The sequence below is a fragment of the Saccharopolyspora sp. NPDC049426 genome (assembly GCF_040676935.1).
Lineage (GTDB): Bacteria > Actinomycetota > Actinomycetes > Mycobacteriales > Pseudonocardiaceae > Saccharopolyspora.
In genome coordinates this window covers 209,822-231,049 of record NZ_JBFAPZ010000002.1, presented here as the reverse complement: position 1 = coordinate 231,049, position 21,228 = coordinate 209,822, and the positions used below count along the sequence as shown (strand labels likewise).

The following is a 21,228-nucleotide window of genomic DNA, read 5'->3' as shown; positions in this document are numbered from 1 at the left end:
TGCTCCCCCACGTCTCGCGCCACCGGCGCGGACGCGGCTGTTCGCGCTGCCCGAGATGCGCTGGGCAGCCGCCGCGCTCGGCCTGTTCCTGGCCGGACTCGGCCTGCAGCTGGCGGGCGCTCCGGCGTGGTCCTGGTGGGCGCTGTACCTGGCCTGCTACGTCACCGGCGGGTGGGAACCCGGGCTGGCCGGGCTGCAGGCGCTGCGGGAGAAGACCCTCGACGTCGACCTGCTGATGGTGCTGGCCGCGATCGGCGCGGCCGCCATCGGCGAGATCACCGACGGCGCGCTGCTCATCGTCATCTTCGCCACGTCGGGAGCGCTGGAGGCGCTGGCCACCGCGCGCACCGAGGACTCCGTGCGCGGGCTTCTGAACCTCGCCCCCGACACCGCCACGGTCGTCACCTCCGGCGGGGTCGAGCAGGTGCGCCCGGCCGCCGAGCTGGAAGTCGGCGACGAGGTGCTCATCCGGCCCGGCGAGCGCGTCCCCGCCGACGGCACGGTGCTGTCCGGGGCCAGCGACGTCGACCAGGCGACCATCACCGGTGAGCCGCTGCCGGTGGACGTCTCGGCCGGGTCCGAGGTGTTCGCGGGCACCCTCAACGGCACCGGCTCGCTGCGCGTGTGGGTGAGCCGCCGCGCGGAGGACTCGGTGGTCGCGCGCATCGCGGCGCTGGTCGAGGAGGCCGGGCGGACGAAGGCACGCACCCAGCTGTTCATCGAGAAGGTCGAGCAGCGGTACTCGATCGGCATGGTCGCCGCGACCGTGGCGCTGTTCGCGATCCCGCTGCTGTTCGGCTCCGACCTGCGGGAATCGCTGCTGCGAGCGATGACGTTCATGATCGTCGCCTCGCCGTGCGCGGTGGTGCTGGCGACGATGCCGCCGCTGCTCGCCGCGATCGCCAACGCCGGCCGCCACGGCGTGCTGGTCAAGTCCGCGGTGGTGATGGAGCGGCTGGGCACGACCACGAAGGTCGCCTTCGACAAGACCGGCACGCTCACCCGGGGAACTCCGGAGGTCGCCGAGGTCCGGGTGCTCGACGCCGCGTGGAGCCGCGACGAGCTGCTGCGCGTGGCCGCGGCGGCCGAACGCCCCAGCGAGCACCCGCTGGCCACCGCCGTGGTGCGCGCCGCCGAACGGGAGGAGCTGGCACTGCCCCCGGCCGACGACTTCGCCGCGCTGCCCGGTCGCGGAGTCACCGCCCGGGTCGAGGGGCACCACGTCGAGATCGGTGCCGCCCCTGCGGAGTTCGAGGCCCAGCCGGGGCACACGCCGGTGCTCGTGCGGCGCGACGGTGAACCGATCGGGCTGCTGGCGATCACCGACCAGCCGCGTCCGGAAGCCCCCGAAGCCGTGGCGGCCACCCGCCGTCTGACCAGCGATCCGGTTCTGCTCACCGGCGACACGGCGGCCGGGGCGGGTCGGCTCGCCGCGCACGTCGGCATCACCGATGTGCGGGCCGGGCTGCTCCCGGAGCAGAAGCTCGACGAGGTCGACGAGATGCAGTCGGCGGGTCACCGCGTGACGTTCGTCGGCGACGGCATCAACGACGCCCCGGCCATGGCCACCGCCCACGCAGGAGTCGCCATGGGCGGCGCGGCCTCCGACCTCACCTTGCAGACCGCCGACACGATCATCGTCCGCGACGACCTCAACGCGATCCCGGCGGTCATCGACCTCTCCCGGCGAGCCCGTCGCGTCGTCACGGCCAACCTGGTCATCGCGGGCACGTTCATCGCGGTCCTCGCCACCTGGGACCTCGTCGGCCACCTCCCGCTCCCCCTCGGCGTGGCCGGTCACGAAGGCTCCACGATCCTCGTCGCCCTCAACGGCTTGCGCCTCCTCCGCCGAAACGCCTGGAAAACCCGCTGACCCACCCCTATCCCGATCCCGACCCCGCTCCAGGTGACCGGATTTCAATGGAAATCGGGGATCTGATTTCCATTGAAATCGGACCGACCACCTGGGCGGGTGACGGACGAGGTGGGTGGCTCAGAGGTCGAGTTCGAGGGTGCCGCGTGCCCGGGAGACGCACGGGGTGATGCGGGTGGTGCGCTGGTCCTCGGAGAGGTAGAGGTCGTGGTGGAGCGGATCGCCCGCGGTGATGGCGGTGACGCACTCGCCGCAGACTCCCTTGCGGCAACGGCTTCGGACGTCGACGCCGGCTGATTCGAGGGCGTCCAGAAGAGTGCGGTTCTCCGGGACGCGGAGGGTCGTGCCCGTTCGGCGCAGGTGCGCGGTAAACGGGCCGCCGGTGGCCGGTTCCGCGCCGAAGTGCTCGGCGTGGATCCGGGTTCGCGGCCAACCGGCTTCGCGCGCCCGGGTGGTGACCTCGTCCATGAACGGTGTCGGGCCGCAGACGTAGAGGTGCGTGCCCAGGGGCTGGTCGGTGAGGTCGAGGGCGCGCCAGAACTCGGTGCGGGAGTCGGTGATGTGCGCACCGGGGAGGTCGTCGGCGTGGGCGGCGTCGCGGGAGATGTAGTGCACCTCGGCGGAGCGCTGCCAGGGCTCGGCCGCTCGGAAGTGCGAGAGGATCGGTGTGATGCCGATCCCGGCGGCGACGAGCAGGTGGTGGCGGGCGGTCTGCACCGGTGCGAAACCGCTTCGAGGGTTTCCGGTTTCGACGACGTCACCCGGTCGCAGCCGGTGCATCCAGCGCGATCCGCCGGAGCCGAGGCGCACCGAGATCGCGTAGTGCTCGGGCCGGAACCCGTCGCCGGTGAGCGAGTAGGAGTTCCAGCGCGGCCGTCCCCGCTCGTCGGTGCCGCACAGCACGTCGATGTGGCTGCCGGGCGTGTACGAGCGCAGCTCGCCGACCAGCCGGATCCCCCGCACGCCGTCGGCGATGATCCGGGTGTCGGCGACGGTGAGCCGGTTCATCGACGCAGCCATGCGAGCAGCTCGGGCCGGATCTCGCCGTAGCCCTTGTAGTCGGCCATCTCGTCGGGCAGTTCGTCGAGCACGGCCGCGAACTGCTCCCGCCAGGCCGGGACCAGCACCAGTTCCCGCATCGGCAGCAGGTGGGTGCGGATCAGGAACATGATCGAACCCGACATCGGCAGCCTGATCAGGTGCTGGACCTCCACCCGGAGGTGCAGGTCGTCGCCGATGTCCGACAGTCGGCCGCGCTCGGCACCCCACTCGTCGTAGGCCTCCAGCGAGGCGTCCAGCCGGTGTCCGACGGTCGAGCTCCAGTTCAGCCGCCGGTAGCAGTCGCCGGCTTGCATGCCGAGCAGGAACCGCTCGGCTCGCGGGATCGCGCCGTCGGCGAAGTCGCGCGGGACGGGGCCGTGCAGTTCGGTGAACGACATCCCGAGCACGAACCGGATCGACCAGTTCGACGCGAAGGTCACCACCCCGGCATCGGCGAACAGCCGCCCCTCGCGTTCGTCGAGCAGCACGATGTCGTCGGGCACCTGCGAGGCCGCGAACCGCAGCGGCGGCTCGCCCAGCGAGTCGTCGTCGCCGAAGCGGAAGCGGCGCGCAACACCGAGTCGCGCGTTCTCCCAGTGGAATTCGCGGTCGTCGCACGGTGTCAGGGTCATCGCCGGGTCGGTGGCGGCGGCTTCGGTGAGCAGGTGCAGCAGCGCGTCCCAGGACGCCGCTCGCATGTGCTCGAGCTCCACGTGCCGATTCGGGTCGCGGCCGAGGATCGCCGCGCGCTCGGCGAGCTCGGTCTCGTAGGCCTCGTTGAAGTCCAGGACCGCGCCGCCCCACTCGCCCGCCGCCGTCCGGTGGACGCGCGGTGCGGGCTCGACGTTGACGCTGTAGCGGTAGTGGTCGCCCTCCAGCGGCCACGGGAACCGCCGCACTCGCGCTGGCAGGATCATCGGAACGCCTCCACGTCGGCGCGAAAACCCAGGTAGGAACCCCGGAATCGGGACACGTGGGAGTAGATGTGCAGCAGTCGGCCGCACCCGCCGCAGGCCGTGCGCTCCCCCGCCGACGCCTTCACCTCGGTGTCGGCGGCGCAGTGCGCGCAGTGCACCACCACCCGTTCCCGGGTGGTGATCCGGCACCGGATCTCCTCGTCCACGGCACCGGCCGAGAGCGCCTGCGAGCGCAGGGCCAGCACGTCGGCTTCGGGTCCGGCCAGCATCAAACGCCACCCGACCCGCGCCTCCCGCAGCTGCGCGGCCAGGGAGTCGGCTGCGGTCGCGACGTCGCCGGCCTGGAACGTCCACACAGGATGATCGATCGAGCGGACCCAGCCGCGGGTGATCTCCAGCGCCTCGTCGCCGATTCCGAGGATCGCGAACCACCGGCCCGACGGATCGGCCTCGACCCGCTCCGGCCACGCGGGCAGGCTGGTGCGCGCACCGGCCGCCATCCGCTCGTCGGTCATCGCGTCCCCCCGCCCCCGAGTACACAAAGGCCGGGCGCGGGTGTCAACCGCGCCCGGCCCAGGTCACGGTGTCACTGGACCGCCCAGTACCCGAACGCCTTGTAATCCGGGGACGGGCCGAACGAGGTCAGCCCGGCCAGGCGGACGGTCAGCTCGCTGCTGGTCACCAGGTGCGCCGGGATCGTGATGACGGTTTCCGACCAGCCCTTCGCCTCCGGCTTGAGCCAGTGCTTGCCGAGGTCGGTGCCGTCGACCAACACCCGCACGTCCCGCGCTCCCGTGTACAGCCCGGGTTTGGGGCCGGTGGAGTCGTGCCGGGCGATGAGCCGGACCTCCTCCCCGGGAACCAGGTTGCGCAGCGTGAACTCCTCCTCGCCGACGATGTGCCTGGCGCTGTCGACGACCTCGTGCCCACCGGTTTCGAGCGTGCGGGCCTCGGTGAGCGGCTGGAAGCCCGCTCGCGAGGTGTGCACCTCGTGGTCGTGGTCGGACTCCGAGGTCATCGACCCGACGTTGACGTGGTCCCGGATGGTGCCGCGGAACGGACGCATCGGCACGTCACCGGTGTCGATCAGGCTCCAATCGGCCTTGTACACCGTCATCACCGGCAGCGAGAGAACCGGCGCCCCCAGGACGCCCGCGTCGGCGAGGTGCTCCAGCTGCACCCCGTTGGGCATGCGGTCGTAGATGGCGATGTAGTCGGGGCGGTCGTCGGGCGACATCGCGCGCAGTTCCTCGTAGAGCGCGCCCATGCCGTGCAGCGCGGGTTTGGCGAGGCCGTTGGTCGTCAGTCCCACGAGGTCCACCGTCGGGTGCCCGCCCAGGTAGGCGGCGGCGCCGACGTCGTGCACGCCCAACCGCGCGCCTTCCGGCAGGTTGCCCTTGGTCCACGCGGCCAGGGCGACGACGCGCTCCCGGATGCCGCCGGAGTCCTGCACCGCGTTGTGCACCCAGGTCGGCACCGACAGGGCCGTGAACAGCCCGGCCACCGCCAGCAGCGCCACCGGGGCCTTGTCGCCGAGCCGCAGCCGCTTGCCGACCTCGACCAGGCCGATGACGGCGGCGAGCACGAACAGCGGCAGGAACGGCTGCAGGTAGCGGACCTGCTGCCACAGCGCGGTTCCCATCATGGAGATCGCGCCGAGCGCCAGCAGCGTTCCGATGCCGATCGTCCAGCCGACCCACCGACGCGTCCCGCCGTCGCGGACCAGCACGGCCACGCCGAGCGCGGCCAGCAGCAGCGCGCCGGGGAAGGCGAAGTCCTGCCGGTTGAGCCCGGCGAGGATCTCCATGAACGCCGAGAAGTTGTCCGCGGTCTTGCCCGCGAGTTCGCCGAGGCTCAGGTTCGGCATGCTCAGGTGCGACTTGGCCTGCGAGCCGTTCGGCGAGGAGTGCCCGGTGGTGACCAGGTAGAACAGCAGCTGCGCGGCGATCACGGCAAACGGCAGAGCGCACCAGGCGACCGAGGCGATCCGGGCGGCGAGGTTCCGCCCGCGACGCGCGCTGAGGGCCATCATCAGCGGCGGCACCAGCAGCAGGAACACCAGGGCTTCCAGCCGGCACAGGGCGGCCAGCGACACCAGCACCGGGGTGAACCTGAAGGCTCCGCTCGGCGCCTCGCGCACCAGCATCAGCAGCGTCGCGACCAGCAGCAACGAGGTGATCGAGACTTCCATGCCGCTGGAGGCGCCCCACAGCAGCGGTCCGCTGAGCGCGACGAGCACGCCCGCCCACACCCCCGCGACGGGACCGGCGACGCGGCGGCCCAGCCGCACCACGCCACCTGCGGTGAGCGCGTGGCAGACCACGCCGAACAGGACGGCGGCGGGCATCAGCAGACCGCCGTGCATCCCGAGGAAGTGCAGCGCACCCAGAACCAGCACGTAGAGCAGGCTGCTGGCGCCGGTGCTGATCGGGTCGCCGTCGTTGTACCGCAGGAACTCGCCCTGCCCGATCTGCTTGCCGTACTGGAGGTGGATGTAGGTGTCGTCCAGCGGCGGGATGTAGTGGCCGCCGTTGTAGTGGACGTTCACCAGCACGAAGCCCAGTCCGGCCACCGCCGCCAGCAGCGGCACCGCCCACAGGGCGATCCGGTCCACTCGCCACCGGGGCGCGGGGATGTTCCCTCGTCGTGTCGGCTCCGATAACTCAGGTTCGACGAGGTCGTTCGTCACGCTCAACCCAACGGGTCCTTCCAGAAAAAGTGTTCCGCGCCCTGCTCACTGGCGGGCGGGCCGCGTGATCGACTATAGATGGGCGTTTTCGCCCTTTTCACCGGGCCATCTGCTCCGGTCAGCGCTCGGTGGTCGACGCCCAGGTGTCGACGGCGTCGACGAGGCTTTCCGTCCAGGCGTGAAGGATTCGGCGGCCTTCGGATCCGCTGGCGCCGAGCGGGTCACCGAGGACGCCGTTGTCGCTGACCGCGGCGGTGCCCCCGTCGCGGAGCCGGTCGATCAGCTCCGGCAGCGGTGCGGTGTTGCCGGGTTCGGCCCGTTCCAGGTGCACGGCGTGCGGCCGGAGGGCGAGCATCACCGAGGTCTCGGTGCGTCCGGCGTGGCTGTCGTCGGCCGGTCCGGTCGGTGACCAGGCCAGCGCCCGGCGGCCTTCGGAGCGCAGCGTGCGCACCGCGTTGCGCACGGGTGCGGCGTTGCCGCCGTGGCAGGAGACGAGCACCACGCCCGCGAACGCGTCGGCCGAGCGGCCGAGCTCGGTGAGCAGCATTTCGGTGGCGGTCTGCCCGATGGACAGGGTGCCGGGGAACGCAGCGTGCTCTCCGCTGGAGCCGTAGGCCACGGCGGGGGCGATGACGACGGGCCGCTGTTCGGCGAGGCGCTCGCACAGCGCGCCGGCGATGTCGGTGTCCACGGTGCACGGCAGGTGCGGGCCGTGCTGCTCGGTGGCGCCGACGGGGATGGCGAGCAACCGGGGTTCGCGCAGCTCGGGCCAGGTGGTCTCGCCGAGGTTCACGCCGGGTCCCCGTTGACCGGCACGCTGCTGCGCCCGCCTCGGTCGGTGAGCACCGGCCGCAGCGCGATCGTGCTGCGTTCGCGCAGGGCGCCGCGCAGCACACCGCAGCCGTAGGCGGCGTCGTCGGCGACGCGGGCGAGGGCGTGCCGGACCGGGTCGAGCTCGCCCTTCTCGGCGAGGTGGCGGGCGGCGACGAGGGCGAGCACGACGCGTCCGCGCTTGGTCAGCAGCAGCGGCGGGATCGCCAGCGGCGCCCAGGAGCGTCCGATGGCATCACCGAGGAGCCTTGCCGCACCGAGGTTCCCGCGCCCGGCGAGCTTGATCGAATCGGTCGCGGGAATGCCGAGGGCGCCGAGCTTGCGGCTGAGCATGACGGCCGCCGCGCCGGTGACGGCCAGGGCGGCCCCGGGTCGGCCGAGTGCGATCAGCAGCCAGGTCAGCACGCTCCACAGCGAGATCCGCACGGGCGCGACGTGTTCGCCGTGGCGGCGTCCGAGCGGCCCGGCCGAGCAGCCGTAGCCGTAGCGCTGCCGCAGCAGCGCGGGCCAGCTGGGGCGCGGGGCGTGTTCGACGATCGCGGCGGGTTCGTAGCGGGCCTGGTGCCGGGCGGTGAGCCGCCACACGAGGTCGACGTCCTCGCCGAAGCGCATGGTCTCGTCGAAACCCCCGAATTCGTCGAGGGTTTCGGTGCGGATCAGCAGCGCGGCGGTGGGGACGTAGCTGATGCGGCTGCCGGGCAGCACGGGCCCGGGTTGGGGGCCGAGGTCCAGCGGTGAGCGGGTCCGCTCGTAGCGCTCCAGCGCCGAACCACCGGGTGTGCTGCGCACTCTCGGCGCCACCGCGGCGACGTCGGGTGCTTCGAAGTGGCGCAGCAGCGGGTCCAGCCAACCAGGCTGCGGGAGGGTGTCGGCGTCGAGGAAGGCCACCAGCGGTGTCGTGACCAGGCGTCGTCCGGCGTTGCGCGCGGCGGCCGGACCGCGCGCGGTGTCGTGGCGGACGGCGGCACCCGGGATCGGTGCCGGGGAGCCGTCGTCGACGACGATGACGCGCAGGCCCTCCAGGGCCGCGAGCAGCGCGGTGGGGTTCTCGCCGCGGACGGGGATGACGACGGTGACGTCATCGGGTCCCAGGGTCGCCGTGTCGTGCTCGGGGTGCACCAGACCGGTGCGAACGAGCCGCTGCGCCAGCGACCTCCCGCTGGTCACGGGCTTACCGGCGAGCCACTCGTCGAGGAGTTCGCCGCCGCGCGCGGTCAGCCGCATGATGCGGTACGGGGAGCCGCCGGCGACGGTCAGCCCGTCGTCCCAGCGCTGCAGGCTCGGATCGGCCACCAGTCTCACGCCGTGAAGCCTCCGTCCGCGTGGACGACGGTGCCGGTGATCGCCGAGGCGCGTTCGTCGCAGAGCCAGCACACGGCGGCGGCGACCTCCTCGGGTTCCAGCAGTCGTTCGACGACCTGGTGCCCGGCGAACTCCTCCACGTCGTCGAGATCGTAGTAGGCGGCGGTCGCGGTGAGCATGTCGGTGCGGGTCGAGCCGGGCGACACCGCGGTGGCGTTGATGCCGGTTCCGCGCAGGTCGGTGGCCAGTCCGCGGATCAGCCCGACCACCGCGTGCTTGGCCGCGTTGTAGCCGGCCAGGTGGTGCAGGCCCCGGTGCGCCGCGGCCGAGGCGAGCGCGACGAACCGCCCGGCACGGGGTTCGGGGCGGCGCAGCATCGCCGGGACCGCGGCGCGGGCCAGGTTGGACACGCCCCGGACGTCGATGTCGAAGAGCAGGTCCAGCTCGGTGTCGGTGGTCTCCCACAACGGCGACCCACCGGCCATCACGGCCGCCGCGGCGACGGCGGCGTCGAGCCCGCCGAACTCGGCCTCGGCCACCTGGACGGCTTCGGCCAGCGCGGCGGCGTCGCGGACGTCGGCGACGACCTCGCGCACCGACTCCGGGTGCTCGTCGGCGAGTCGGCGCAGTTCATCGCGGGTGCCGAGCGGGTAGGCCACGCCGGGCAGGTCGGCGCACACGTCGAGCGCGACGACCCGCCAGCCCTCGCCGACGAGTTGCCGCACGACCGCGGCCCCCACTCCCCTGGCGGCGCCGGTGACGATCGCGACCCGGTTCACGGCCGCGCCCCGTATCCGTGGCGTCGCAGGTAGGCCAGCAGTTCGTCGGCGGCCTCGGCCGCGCTCAGCGGGCCGATGACGGTCGGCGGGGTGCGCTCGACCAGCGCGCCGGTCAGCTCCAGCACCCGGTGGTGGGCGCTGTCCCCGCTGGGCGCGAGGTGTTCGCGGGCTCGCGGGCGCCGGGGCCGAGTGCTGACGACGTCGGCGCAGGTGGGAGCCGGTTTCCACGGCAGGATTTCGATCTCGGCGTCCTGCGCCGCCAGCACGGCGGGCAGCGCGGCGCGTCGAAGCCGCAGTCCGCCTTCGACGGAGACCACGGCGGGACCGGGCAGGCGCAGGACCTCGCGGGCGCCTCGGTCCAGCCGGCGATGGACCAGCAGCCGGTCGCCGTCGAGTTCGAGGTGGACCGCACCGAGCGCCTGGGCGGCGCCCAGGCGCGCGGCGAGGAACGCCGGGGTCGCGCCGGTTCCGCCGTCGGAGGACCTGTCACCGCAGAGCACCAGGTCCGGCACCTCCGGCAAGGCGGCGGCCAGCGCCGCGGCGGTGGATCCGTTGTGCGCCAGCGCGTTCGGGTCCAGCGGGGTGCTGACGTCGACGCGGGTGGCGCGGTCCGCTCCGGCCGCCAGGGCCTCGCGCAGCCCCTCCTCCGCTTCCGCCGGGCCGGCGGTGATGGCGTGGACCTGGCCGCCGGTGAGCTCGGCGAGCCGCAGCGCGTGTTCCAGCGCGGCGTGTTCGGCCGCGCTCTCGCCCCGGTGCCCGCCGGCCAGGGCGCCGGTGAGCGGGTCGACCTCGACCCGCTGCCAGGATCGGCTCAGTGCCACGGCGATGCGCATGTGCTCAACCCTTCCGGAACACGACGCCGTGGCCGCCGTCGGGATAGGTCCAGCTGATGGCTCCGGCGTTGTTGCAGATCTGGTAGCAGGTGCCGCACTCGAAGCACTGCTCGTAGTTGAACAGGATGCCACCGTCGCCGGTGGGCACGAACAGCTTCGCCGGGCAGGCCGCCACGCACGCCTTGGTGGTGCAGGACCGGCAGACCTCGGTGTCGACGGTGATGTGCGCCCGCTCGCCGACGTCGAAGTCCACGGTGTCCATCCGGTCGTCGAACGAGATGTCTCGGTACATGGTCGTTTCTCCTCAGCCGAAGGTGCGCAGTCCGGTCCAGGCGTCCGCGGCCAGCTTCCGCAGTCGGACGCCGTGACGGGCGGCGGTAGCGCGGAAGAGCTTGCCCAGACCGGGTTTCGGTTCAGGGTTGCCGACGGTGAACACGCCCTGGGCGAAGTCGCACAGCAGTTTCGGGTACTGCTGCTGAACCCGGTCCGACAGCACCAGGCCGGGCGCGCGTTGCAGCCGCTTGTGGTCGGCGAGCACGAAGTTGCCCTCCAGCCGTTCGCGGTAGCCGTCGAGCCCGCCGCCGTTCTCGATGGACTCGGCGGCGGTGCGCCCGGCGGCGAGACCGGATCCGATGGCGAAGTTGACCCCCTCCAGCCAGATCCCGGCCGCCAGGCACATCGCGGCGGCGTCACCGGTGACGAGCATCCCCGGCGTGGACAGCGGCGGCATGCTGCGGTACCCGCCTTCCGGGATGAGGTGCGCGGAGTACTCCTTGAGCTCCGCGCCGCGCAGGTAGGGGGCGATCGCCGGGTGCGCCTTGAGGTCGGCGAGCACCTCCTCCGGGCGCCTGCCCGAGGCGGCGAGCCCGGTGAGCGAGAGGACGACGCCGACGCTGACGGTGTCGCGGTTGGTGTAGAGGAACCCGCCGCCGGGGATGCCCCCGGTGCAGCCGAGGATCTCGAAGTCCGCGCCGTGGTCGCCGGTGAGCGCGAAGCGCTCCTCGATGGCTTTCCGCGGCAGCGCCAGGGTTTCCTTGACGCCGAGCGTCTGGTGCTCGGGGTCGGTCGCGGGCAGCAGTCCGGCCTGCTTGGCGAGGAACGAGTTGACGCCGTCGGCGGCGATGACCACGCGCGCCCGGATGTCGCCGTCGGGGCGATCGGTGCGCACGCCGACGATCCGGCCGTCCTCGCGGATCACGTCGGTGGCCACCGTGGAGGTGACCAGCCGCGCTCCGGCGTCGACGGCCTTGCCCGCCAGCCACGAGTCGAAGTCGGCGCGGAAGGTCGTCATGCCGTTGTAGGGGGCGTTGCCCCAGTCCTCGGTGCGGAAGTCGACGGTGAGCGCCTGGCGATCGGTGAGCATCATGGTGCTGCGGCGGGTCACCCAGCGCTGCACCGGCACTTCGCGCCACCACTCAGGCAGCACCTCGTCGAGCACCCGGCCGTAGACGACTCCGCCGTAGACGTTCTTGGAGCCGGGGAACGGACCGCGTTCGAGCAGGATGACGCTGCGCCCGGCTCGGGCGAGTTCCAGTGCGGCGGCCGATCCGGCGGGACCGGCGCCGACCACGACGGTGTCGACTTCAGGCATCTCGTCTCCGGCGGTCGAGTTCGCGCAGGACTTCGGGGGCGTCGGCGATGATGCCGAGGTCGGCCATCGCGGTCATCGGGCAGGACGGGTCGGTGTTGATGCTGACCACGTGCTCGGGTCTTCCCAGGCCACCGGTGTGCTGCGCAGCGCCGGAGATGCCGAGGGCCACGTAGAGCTCGGGGTCGACGACGACGCCGGTGGTGCCGATCTGCCGGTCGTGCCCGGCCCACCCGGCGTCGGTGATCACCCGGGTCGCTCCGGCGGAGGCGCCGAGCCAGGCGGCGACCTCGGTCAGCGTGCACATCACGGCCGTGCCGTCCTCGCCTTGCCGCACCAGACCGGCTCCGCCGCCGAGGATGCGTTCGGCTTCGGTGAGCTCGACCGTCTCCGGTTCGGGCTCGCGGAGCTCGACCGGTTCGGCGTCGAGCACCTCAGCCGGTGTGACGTCGATGGTCACGGGTTCCGGTGGCGGGATCGGGTGGCCGACGCCGCGCACTCCGGGGGTCAGCGTCACCACCACGGGACCGGTGAAGCGGACCTGGACCTCCAGGGCGTCGTCCACTCTGGACAGATCGGCGGTGTCGGTGCCGCAGCGGGTCGCTCCAGCGTGCAGCGGACGGCCGGTGCCGAACGCCAGCCGGGGCGCGAGGTCGCGCCCGTCGGGCGAGGCGGGCAGCAGCACCACCCGCACCGCGTCGAGCAGCGGCCCCAGCGTCGCGGCCAGCGAACCGGGCCCGACCTGGGCGGTCTCGGCGGTCCACGTGCTGCGGGCGGTGCGGAGCCCCTTGGCGGCGCGGGCGGTTCCGGTGCCGGCGAGCAGGACCGCTCCCCCGGCCTCGGCGACGGTCTCGTCGGCCCCGCCGGGCAGTGCGCCGTCGCGGACGACGACCACGGCCAGCACCTCGGGCAGCGCGTTCAAAGTTCCACCGCCACTCGATGTCCCTCGATCACGGCCGCGTGCGCGCGCCGCGGTGCCAGGCAGTCGCCCGCGCGGTGCACCGGGAACGGCGCGTCGCGCAGCTCGTGCCACAGCTCGTCGACCGGGCTCTGGTGCACCGCGCACACCACCCAGTCGAAGGCGTGCTCGCCCATCTCACCGGTGGTGTGCTTGAGGATCTGCAGCGACACCCGCTCGCCCTCGGCGGAGGCCGCCATGACGACCTCGTCGGTGCGCTGCCCGATGCCCTTGGCGTGCGCGCGGATGTTGAAGGTCTCCATGTCCAGCGTGACGCCGAGGTCCTGGCAGACGACCATGCCCGGGGTGCTGATCTGCACCCGGCACCCCCGGTCGGCCAGCAGTTCGGCGACCGAGGCCGCCTGGTGGAAGCCGAGTTCGTCGACGATCAGCACGTCGCCCTCGGGCGCGGCGTCCCCGGCGAGCACGTCGCGGACGTCGACCACGCGCGGCAGATCGCCCGCCCACCACGGTGATTGCGGTCGGGCTCCGGTGGCCAGCACGACCGCGTCGGGGCGTTCCTCGCGGAGCAGCCGCGCGGTGGCCTCGGTCCCGGTCTTGATGTCCACGCCGTGGCGCTGGCACTCGGCGCGCAGGTTCCGCACGACGTCGAGGAATTCGGCTCGTCCCGGCACGCTCGCCGCCTGCGCGACCTGCCCGCCGGTCTCGGCCGCCCGCTCGAACAGCGTCACGTGGTGGCCGCGTTCGGCCGCCGTGGACGCGGCCTGCAAGCCGGCCGGGCCACCACCGACCACCAGCACGCGGCTGCGCCTGCGCGGCATCGGCAGGGCGGTGGACTCCTTGCCGGTGCGGGGGTTCTCGATGCAGCCCAGCCAGCGGTTGAGGCCCATCCGGCCGACGCACTCCTGGTTGCAGGACAGGCAGGTCCGGATGTCGGTGGCGTGCCCCGACCGGGCCTTGGCCGCGAAGTCGGCGTCGGCGATCTGGCCGCGCACCACGCCCACCAGGTCGCAGTGGCCCTCCTCCAGCGCGCGTTCGGCCTGCAGCGGGTCCTTGATGCGGCCGACGCCGACGACCGGCAGGTCGACGGCCTGGCGGATGGCGTTGGAGATGAACAGCGCGTACCCGGGCGGGATCGCCATCGACGCCTCGATCATGTACAGCGTCGAGGTGGCCACGCCGATCGAGGTGTTGATGTAGTCCACCTCGCCGGTCGCCTCGACCATCTTGGCGACCTCGACGGCCTCGTCGATGGTGGTGCCGCCCTCGATCAGCTCGTCGCCGCAGATCCGCACGCCCAGCGCCCGGTCGGGTCCGATGGATTCGCGGACGGCGCCGATGATCTCCAGCAGGATGCGGGCCCGGCGGGCCAGCGATCCGCCGTACTCGTCGGTGCGCTTGTTGGTGGCCGGGGACAGGAAGCCGCGCACGATCGACGAGTGCGAGCACTGCAGCTCCACGCCGTCGAACCCGCCTTCGGCGCAGTGCGCGGCGACCGTGCCGTACCCGGCGACGACCTCGGCGATCTCGCGGGTGTCGATGGCCTTGGGGACCTCGCGGAACATCGGGTCGGGCACCGCCGAGGGCGCCCACACCGGCAGCCGCGAGTACATCGACGACGCCTGTCCGCCGTTGTGGTTGAGCTGCGCGAAGATCGGGGTGCCGTGGGCGTGCACGGCCTCGGTGATGCGCCGGTAGCCGGAGATCACCGACGGGTCGAAGCCGTGGATGAGCTTCTCGTACGGCCAGTCGGTGGGGTGGGTCGAGTGCTCCTCGGTGATCACCAGACCGGCACCGCCCTCGGCGCGCGCCGCGTAGTAGGCGGCGTGCTGCTCGGTGGGGTGGCCGTCGCGCGCGTAGTTGGTCAGGTGCGCGGAGAACACGATGCGGTTGCGCACCGTCACCGGCCCCAGCCGCAGCGGGGAGAACAGGTAGCGGCTCATCGCAGATCTCCCGCCGCTCGACGGCCTTCCAGGATCGCCTCGTGCACGGTGCGGGGCGCGACGCAGTCGCCGATCCGCACGCCGTCGAGCCGCTGGTCCGGCAGCCGGTGTCCGCAGTGGACTACGGTGGTGGCCGGGCGTTCCCGGATTTCGGCGGTGTGGACGTCCTCCAGGACCACGTGATCGGCCCGCACCTCGCGCAGCAGGGACCGCTTCTCCAACGCCACCCCGGCCCGCTGCAGGCGCGCGTTGGCGTCGGCGAGGTCGCCGGTCAGCGCGAGCTGCGTGCCCACGACCTGGTCCTGCGTCACGATCGCGGTCTCCACGCCCCGGCCCGCCAGCAGTTCGGCCACCCCGACGCCGACGAAGTCCCCGACCGGGTCGTGCACCAGCACCGGCCCCTCGGGCGTCTCCCCGCTGAGAACCTCGACCACGTCGAGCACCACACCCCCGTCGACCTTGAAACCCCAGGGTCCCGGCACGGATCCGGTCGCCACCACGACCTGGCGCCCGGCCACGTCCTCCGGACCGGCCTCGACCCCGAGCCGCACCTGGACGCCGAGCCGCCGGACCTCCCCCTCCAACCACTCGACCAACCGCGCCACACGCTCCCGACCGGCGACTTCGGCCGCAGTGCGCACCATCCCGCCAACCCGGTCCTCGCGCTCGACGACCTCCACGCTCCACCCCCGCATGGCCAACACCCGAGCGGCTTCCAACCCCGCGGGCCCACCACCCACCACCAACACCGACCCCGGCTCCACCCCAGAACCAACCCGAACCCCAGTCGAGCCCAGGCCCCCGATTTCAGTGGAAATCAGGGGTTCGTCGGTCTCGTGGCCTGCGGACGGGTTGACGATGCAGGTGACGATGGGGTTGCGGTTGTCGCGGACGTTGCACTTCTGGTTGCACAGCACGCAGGGGCGGACCGGTGTGCCGTCGCGGACCTCTGCGACGAGGTCGGGATCGGCGATCTGCGCTCGGGTCATCTCGACCAAATCGGCCACGCCGTCGTCGAGGGCTCGCTGAGCCTGTTCCGGTTCGACGACGCTGCCTTGGAGGACGACCGGAGTTCCCCCGGCGGCTTCGCGGATCCCCCTGCAGAGATCGATGTTGAAGCCGGGCTCGGTGTGCAGGTCGGGGCGGGTGGCGGAGGTGCCCATCGCCGATCCGCGGACGACCGCCAGGTAGTCGACCGCGTCGCGGACCGACTCGACGACCCCGACCGCGGCCTCCGGCGTGATGCCGGCCCACGGGGCGAGCTCGTCGCAGGACAACCGCAGTCCGACCACGCCTTCCCCGACGGCCTCGCGGACCGCTGCGAGGACCTCGCGCAGCAGGCGGGTGCGGTCGGTGCCGTAGTCGTCGGAGCGCTGGTTGGTCAGCCCGGACAGGAACTGCCGCAGCAGCGAGTACTGGCCGGCGTTGAGCTCGACCCCTTGCAGTCCGCTGCGCATCGCCTCGCGCGATGCCGAGGCGAAACCCGCCACCAGCGCGTCGATCTCGTCCTGCTCCAGCTCCATCGGCATCTCGCGGCTGGCGACGTCGGGCACCCGGGAAGGTGCCCACAGCACGCGCTGCGAGAACGCCGAGGAGCCCTGCGACCCGGAGTGCCCGAGTCCGGCGAGCACCACCGTCCCGTGCGGACGGCACGCCTCGGCCACGGCGGCCCAGCCCGGCCCGCAGTTCGACGCCAGCGGAGCGCGTTCGTAGGGCCAGTCCGAGTCGTGCGCGCTCGCGATCTCGGTGACCAGCACACCGGCTCCACCGGCGGCGCGCGCCGCGTAGTAGCCGACGTGCCGGTCCGAGATGTCCCGATCACGACCGAGGTTGGTCTCGTGCGGTCCGAACAGGACCCGCGACGGTGCGGTGCTCCGGCCGAGCCGGACGGGATCGACGAGGTTCACAACCCGCTCACCAGCGGAGACGAGTCGCAGGGCTTCGCCGGAACGGCGGGCATGCCGAGCCCGACCTTGCGCCGCGAGGTGCGCGAGTGGTCCTGCGTCGCCTTCGGCAGCTCGCTCTTGTCCACGATGGATAGCGCGGACTGCCCGTACCCCTGCACGCACTCGGGATCGGGTCCGTCCAGCGGCAGCCCGGTGAAGAACTTGGCCGCCATGCAACCGCCCTGGCAGGAGTCGTAGTGCGCGCACGACGCGCACGCCCCCGCCGACTGCGGTTGCCGGAGATCGTTGAACAGCTCCGATTCCCGCCACACGCGCGCGAAACCGCCCTCGTCGCGGACGTTTCCGCCCTTGAACACGTCGTGGATGGCGAACGGGCACGCGTAGACGTCGCCGACCGGGTCGATCAGGCACACCACCCGGCCCGCGCCGCACAGGTTCAGACCCGGCAGCGGAGTCGATCCCAGCGCGTTGAGGTGGAAGAACGAGTCACCGGTGAGCACCTGGTCGCCGCGGGCGACCAACCAGCCGTAGATCTGCCGCTGCTGCGCGTCGGAGGGGTGCAGCTCGTCCCACACGTCGGCGCCGCGCCCGGACGGCCGCAGCCGGGTGATGCGCAGCTGCGCGCCGAACCCGTCGGCGATGACCTTGAAGTCGTCGAGCTGGTCGACGTTCTGGCTGGTCATCACCACGGAGATCTTGAAGTCGCGCATGCCCGCGTCGGAGAGGTTCTGCAGCGCGGTCATCGCCATGTCGAACGATCCGGGCCCGCGCACCGCGTCGTTGACCTCGCGGGTCGCGCCGTCGAGGGAGATCTGCACGTCGACGTAGTCGGTGGCGGCCAGACGGCGCGCGCGTTCGGCGTCGATGCGCAGCCCGTTGGTGGAGAACTTGACCCCGACCTGGTGATCGATGGCGTAGTCGAGGAGTTCCCAGAAGTCGGGTCGCACGGTAGGTTCACCGCCGCCGACGTTGACGTAGAAGACCTGCATGCGTTGCAGCTCGTCGATGACCGCCTTCATCTCGGCGGTGGAGAGCTCGTTCGGGTCCCGCCGCCCGGAGGACGACAGGCAGTGCTCGCAGGCGAGGTTGCAGGCGTAGGTCCATTCCCACGTCAGGCAGATGGGGGCGTCGAGTCCGCCCTTGAACTGCTCGACAAGGGCGGGAACCGGTGCTGTGGTGGTCATCCAGGCTCACTTCCAACGGGACTTCGTCGTCGGCATTGGGTGGCGACTGTTCTTCTCAACGCGGCGAAGCCGCCGTCTCAGGTGTGGGATTCGGCCCGCACCGCCCAGCAGAACGATGGACGGTCGTCACTCTTGCGGGCGGATCATGTCGGAGGCTGCGAGAGAGGCGAGTGCCGTGCGGAACTGCGGGCGGCGCGGCTCGGGGATGCCCGCCAGCGCGTCTTCGACGCTGGCGTGGTCGCCGAGCCGCTGCACGAGTTCCACCAGTTCAGGAACTTTCAGGAACGACAGCTTCCGGTTGCCGAAGTGGTACGCGAGCGCCCCGAAGGGTTCGGGGCGCAACGCGACCTGCGGATTCAACCGGTAGCCGCGGCTGATGTCGAACTCCGCGGCGGTCATGATCAGTAGACCCCGCACATCCCGTCGATGGAGACTTCCTCGACCAGGAGTTCCTCCTCGACGACGGGCTCGTTGCCGGTGCTCTGTTCGATCTGCTGGTCAGCCATGCGATGCTCCTCACAGTGTCGAGCTACCATCGACACGGTATTTGCACCGAGTGCATTTTTACAAGACCTGGAGCGAGATCCGTTGCGGCATGACACATCTGGAGTACAGCGATCCGGTGGGCGCCGAAAGGTCACCACCGCAGCGGAACTGGAACAGGTCGCCTTCGACCTCTTCGACGAGCAGGGCTTCGAACGCACCACGGTCACCGACATCGCGGCCGCCGCGGGCATCGCGCGGCGCACGTTCTTCCACTACTTCCCGTCGAAGAACGACATCCCGTGGGGCGACTTCGACGCAGGCCTGGAGCGGATGCGCGCCGAGTTCCGCGCGCTGCCGAGCGACCTCCCGCTGATGGACGCGGTGCGGCACTGCCTGGTGGAGTTCAACCGGGTCCCGGACGAGCAGGCCCCCGACCACCGCAGGCGGATGCGACTGATCCTGGGAGTGCCCGCGCTGCAAGCGCATTCGACACTGCGATTCGAGGCGTGGCGCGAGGTGGTGGCCGAATACGTCGGCCACCGCCTCGGCCAGTCGTCAACCGCGCTGACCCCGCAGACCATCGCGCACGCGACGCTGGGCGTGGCGCTGTCGGCGTATCAGCACTGGCTGGATCATCCCGAGCAGAGCCTCTCGTCCCTGCTCGACACGGCGATGCGCGAACTCGCGCTCGCGCACGCCGCTCAGTAGTCGTCAATCCATGCGGCGAAGCCGCATTCTCTTTCACCACCTGAGGCGCTGGCACCGCGGCGGGTTCTGAGCGCCTTCGTGGCGAGTAGGCCGAGACGCCGCGTATTGGACATGCACGAGGAGCGGCGCACGGAGTCCACGAAGGCGCTCAGGTTCCGCTACCCGCACCGCCGAGCAGAACAACCACTACCAGGTTTCTCAGTAGTCGGCTTCGGTGTAGCGGATCAGCCCGCGCAAGTTCTTGCCCGCCATCATGTCGGCGTAGCCGGTGTTGATGTCCTCCAGCTTGTACTCGGTGGTGATCAGCTCGTCGAGCTTGAGGGTGCCGTTGCGGTAGTGCTCCAGCAGCCGCGGGATCTGGGTGCGCGGGCTGACTCCGCCGAAGATCGCGCCCTGCAACCGCTTCTGCAGCAGGGTGAGCTCGAACAGGCTCACCTGGGCGTCGATCTGGTCGGCGCGGCCCATGCCGGTGACCACGACCTGACCGCCCTTCTTGGTCATCGACAACGCCGGCTGCAGGTGCTCACCGGTGGTCTCGCCGATGCAGATCAGCACGCTGTCGGCCAGCTGACCCCAGGTCAGCTCCCCGACCGCTTCGTGCGCTTCGGCCATCGAGGCGAAGGAGTGCGTGGCCCCGAGCTCCTCGGCCTTGGTCCGCTTGAACTCCACCGGGTCCACCGCCACGACGTAACGCGCACCCGCCGCCGCGGCTCCCTGCACGGCGTTGATGCCGACGCCGCCGCAGCCCACGACGACCACCGTGTCACCGGTGCGCGTCTCGCCGATCTCGGTGGCGGTCCCCCAGCCGGTCGACACGCCGCAGCCCAGCAGCGCGGCCTTCTCCAGCGGGATGTCCTTCTCGATGGTGAGCACCGACGCCTGGTTGACCGTCACGTACGGCGCGAAGGTGCCCAGCAGGCACATCGGGGCGGCGGGGCTTCCCTGGTAGGAGATGCGGTGACCACCGGAGATCGCCTCACCGGAGAGCAGGCCCGCGCCCGCGTCGCAGAGGTTCTGCATCCCCTTCGCGCACGCACGACATCTGCCGCAGCCCGGGATGAAGGTCAGGACCACGTGGTCGCCTTCCTCGATCCCGGTGACCCCGGCACCCACCTGGGTGACCACACCCGCACCTTCGTGCCCACCTACGGCGGGGTAGATCGCCATCGGGGTGGCGCCGGTCCGCAGGTGCTCATCCGAGTGGCACAGGCCGGAGGCCGCGAGCCTCACCTGCACTTCGCCCTCGATCGGATCGCCCAGTTCGATCTCTTCGACTTCCCAGTCCTTGCCCGGCTCGTGCAGGATCGCGGCCTTCGTCTTCATAACCACTCCTCGTCGAGTGCGGAAGCACATGCGCATCTGAGAATGAGAACTCGGTCACACCGAAGTCAATGCCGCGATCGAACGATCAGCAGCGGCGCCGGTGTGTGGTGGATCAGCTTGTGGCTGGTCGAGCCCAGGTGGGCGCCTGCGACACCACCACGTCCGTGCGCGCCCACGACCACCAGTTGTGCCTCGGTCGAGTGGTTGATCAGCGCCGCCACCGGGGAACCGCGCCCCACGATCCGCTCGACCTCGACGCCGGGGAACCGCTCCCGCCAGCCGGCCATGACCTCGGCGAGGAAGCGCTGCTCCTGCTCCGCGACCTCCTCGCTCGGCAGCCTGCTGCGCAGCCACTTCAGGTCGATTCCGACGATCTCCCAGGTGTGGACCACGTGCAGCGGTTCGCCGAGCGTGTCGGCCAGCCGGAACGCCTGCGCGAGCACCGGCGCGGCGGATTCGGCGTCGTCAACGCCGACCACGACCGGGCCGGCGGTCGGGAACGTGGGCGGATCTCCCACGTCGGGCACCACCACGACCGAGCCGACAGCGTGCGCGGCGACCTTGACCGCGACCGCACCCGCCAGCAGGCCGGTGAACCCGCCGAAGCCCCGGTCACCCACCACTACCAACTCGGCGGCGGCCGACTCGGCGAGGAGCACCCGCTCGGGTGAACCCGGGATTGCTGCGGTAGTCACCTTTGCGTCCGGCTGCTTGGCCTCAACGTATTCGGCTGCGTCAGCGAGCCAGTGCGCCACCTGGGTACGGACGTGGTCCGCGCCAGCGTGAGCCATGGGGTCCGCGTAGACGATCCGCAGCTCGCAGCCCCTTCGCACAGCTTCTCGCGCCGCCCACGCGGCGGCGTTGCGCGCGACGGCCGAACCGTCGACTCCCACCACGACGTTCAT

Annotated in this window: 20 protein-coding genes; 2 read left to right on the top strand and 18 right to left on the bottom strand. The window is 71.6% G+C overall.

The window, feature by feature from the left end:
• The first annotated feature begins 55 nt into the window (after positions 1-55).
• On the top strand, positions 56-1,873 hold the full coding sequence (locus tag AB0J78_RS04195) for a heavy metal translocating P-type ATPase (protein WP_363787537.1): 1,818 nt from the start codon (positions 56-58) through the stop codon (positions 1,871-1,873).
• A 120-nt stretch (positions 1,874-1,993) separates the two neighbouring features.
• Here the strand turns inward: AB0J78_RS04195 and AB0J78_RS04190 are convergent, their stop codons facing one another.
• The 16 genes from AB0J78_RS04190 to mftA all read right to left on the bottom strand — a co-directional run bounded on the left by AB0J78_RS04190 (position 1,994) and on the right by mftA (position 18,312).
• Positions 1,994-2,893: a 2Fe-2S iron-sulfur cluster-binding protein gene (locus AB0J78_RS04190; protein ID WP_363786781.1), complete on the bottom strand. Its 900-nt coding sequence runs from the start codon at positions 2,891-2,893 to the stop codon at positions 1,994-1,996.
• Positions 2,878-3,831 carry a DUF3445 domain-containing protein gene (locus tag AB0J78_RS04185; protein ID WP_363786779.1) on the bottom strand — a complete coding sequence of 318 codons (954 nt, stop codon included), beginning with the start codon at positions 3,829-3,831 and terminating at the stop codon, positions 2,878-2,880. The genes AB0J78_RS04190 and AB0J78_RS04185 overlap by 16 nt, the downstream gene beginning before the upstream one ends.
• The gene (locus AB0J78_RS04180; protein ID WP_363786777.1) at positions 3,828-4,346 is read right to left on the bottom strand and encodes a dimethylamine monooxygenase subunit DmmA family protein; all 519 of its coding nucleotides are present in this window, start codon (positions 4,344-4,346) and stop codon (positions 3,828-3,830) included. Before AB0J78_RS04180 ends, AB0J78_RS04185 begins: the two co-directional genes overlap by 4 nt.
• Positions 4,347-4,417: 71 nt before the next feature.
• Positions 4,418-6,445, bottom strand: a complete 2,028-nt coding sequence (locus AB0J78_RS04175; protein WP_363786775.1) for a hypothetical protein — start codon at positions 6,443-6,445, stop codon at positions 4,418-4,420.
• 193 nt (positions 6,446-6,638) lie between these two features.
• Positions 6,639-7,313: a mycofactocin biosynthesis peptidyl-dipeptidase MftE gene (gene mftE / locus AB0J78_RS04170; protein ID WP_363786773.1), complete on the bottom strand. Its 675-nt coding sequence runs from the start codon at positions 7,311-7,313 to the stop codon at positions 6,639-6,641.
• Positions 7,310-8,653, bottom strand: coding sequence for a mycofactocin biosynthesis glycosyltransferase MftF (gene mftF, locus AB0J78_RS04165; protein WP_363786771.1), 1,344 nt, complete (start codon positions 8,651-8,653; stop codon positions 7,310-7,312). Before mftF ends, mftE begins: the two co-directional genes overlap by 4 nt.
• Positions 8,650-9,432 carry a mycofactocin-coupled SDR family oxidoreductase gene (locus AB0J78_RS04160; RefSeq protein ID WP_363786769.1) on the bottom strand — a complete coding sequence of 261 codons (783 nt, stop codon included), beginning with the start codon at positions 9,430-9,432 and terminating at the stop codon, positions 8,650-8,652. Before AB0J78_RS04160 ends, mftF begins: the two co-directional genes overlap by 4 nt.
• A complete protein-coding gene (locus tag AB0J78_RS04155) occupies positions 9,429-10,265 on the bottom strand; it encodes a mycofactocin-associated electron transfer flavoprotein beta subunit (RefSeq protein WP_363786767.1) in 837 nt (278 codons plus the stop codon). The genes AB0J78_RS04160 and AB0J78_RS04155 overlap by 4 nt, the downstream gene beginning before the upstream one ends.
• Before the next feature lie 4 nt (positions 10,266-10,269).
• The gene (locus AB0J78_RS04150) at positions 10,270-10,557 is read right to left on the bottom strand and encodes a 4Fe-4S dicluster domain-containing protein (RefSeq protein ID WP_363786765.1); all 288 of its coding nucleotides are present in this window, start codon (positions 10,555-10,557) and stop codon (positions 10,270-10,272) included.
• A gap of 12 nt (positions 10,558-10,569) precedes the next feature.
• On the bottom strand, positions 10,570-11,856 hold the full coding sequence (locus AB0J78_RS04145) for an FAD-dependent oxidoreductase (protein ID WP_363786763.1): 1,287 nt from the start codon (positions 11,854-11,856) through the stop codon (positions 10,570-10,572).
• Positions 11,849-12,775, bottom strand: coding sequence for a mycofactocin-associated electron transfer flavoprotein alpha subunit (locus AB0J78_RS04140; RefSeq protein ID WP_363786761.1), 927 nt, complete (start codon positions 12,773-12,775; stop codon positions 11,849-11,851). Before AB0J78_RS04140 ends, AB0J78_RS04145 begins: the two co-directional genes overlap by 8 nt.
• Entirely contained in the window at positions 12,772-14,715 is a 1,944-nt protein-coding gene (locus tag AB0J78_RS04135) for a mycofactocin system FadH/OYE family oxidoreductase 2 (protein WP_363786759.1), read from the bottom strand. The genes AB0J78_RS04140 and AB0J78_RS04135 overlap by 4 nt, the downstream gene beginning before the upstream one ends.
• Positions 14,712-16,622, bottom strand: coding sequence for a mycofactocin system FadH/OYE family oxidoreductase 1 (locus AB0J78_RS04130; RefSeq protein WP_363786757.1), 1,911 nt, complete (start codon positions 16,620-16,622; stop codon positions 14,712-14,714). Before AB0J78_RS04130 ends, AB0J78_RS04135 begins: the two co-directional genes overlap by 4 nt.
• Complete coding sequence (mftC, locus tag AB0J78_RS04125; RefSeq protein WP_363786755.1) at positions 16,619-17,806, bottom strand: mycofactocin radical SAM maturase; 1,188 nt, start codon at positions 17,804-17,806, stop codon at positions 16,619-16,621. Before mftC ends, AB0J78_RS04130 begins: the two co-directional genes overlap by 4 nt.
• A gap of 126 nt (positions 17,807-17,932) precedes the next feature.
• Complete coding sequence (gene mftB, locus AB0J78_RS04120) at positions 17,933-18,205, bottom strand: mycofactocin biosynthesis chaperone MftB (RefSeq protein WP_363786753.1); 273 nt, start codon at positions 18,203-18,205, stop codon at positions 17,933-17,935.
• Between the two features lie 2 nt (positions 18,206-18,207).
• Positions 18,208-18,312 carry a mycofactocin precursor MftA gene (gene mftA, locus AB0J78_RS04115; protein ID WP_132673720.1) on the bottom strand — a complete coding sequence of 35 codons (105 nt, stop codon included), beginning with the start codon at positions 18,310-18,312 and terminating at the stop codon, positions 18,208-18,210.
• 82 nt (positions 18,313-18,394) lie between these two features.
• Between mftA and mftR the strand changes: the two genes are divergently transcribed.
• Positions 18,395-19,000 (top strand): mycofactocin system transcriptional regulator, encoded by a 606-nt coding sequence (gene mftR, locus AB0J78_RS04110; RefSeq protein WP_363786751.1) that lies wholly within the window; start codon positions 18,395-18,397, stop codon positions 18,998-19,000.
• A 198-nt stretch (positions 19,001-19,198) separates the two neighbouring features.
• Here the strand turns inward: mftR and AB0J78_RS04105 are convergent, their stop codons facing one another.
• Entirely contained in the window at positions 19,199-20,323 is a 1,125-nt protein-coding gene (locus AB0J78_RS04105) for an NDMA-dependent alcohol dehydrogenase (RefSeq protein WP_363786749.1), read from the bottom strand.
• 65 nt (positions 20,324-20,388) lie between these two features.
• Positions 20,389-21,228 (bottom strand): universal stress protein, encoded by an 840-nt coding sequence (locus tag AB0J78_RS04100; protein ID WP_363786747.1) that lies wholly within the window; start codon positions 21,226-21,228, stop codon positions 20,389-20,391.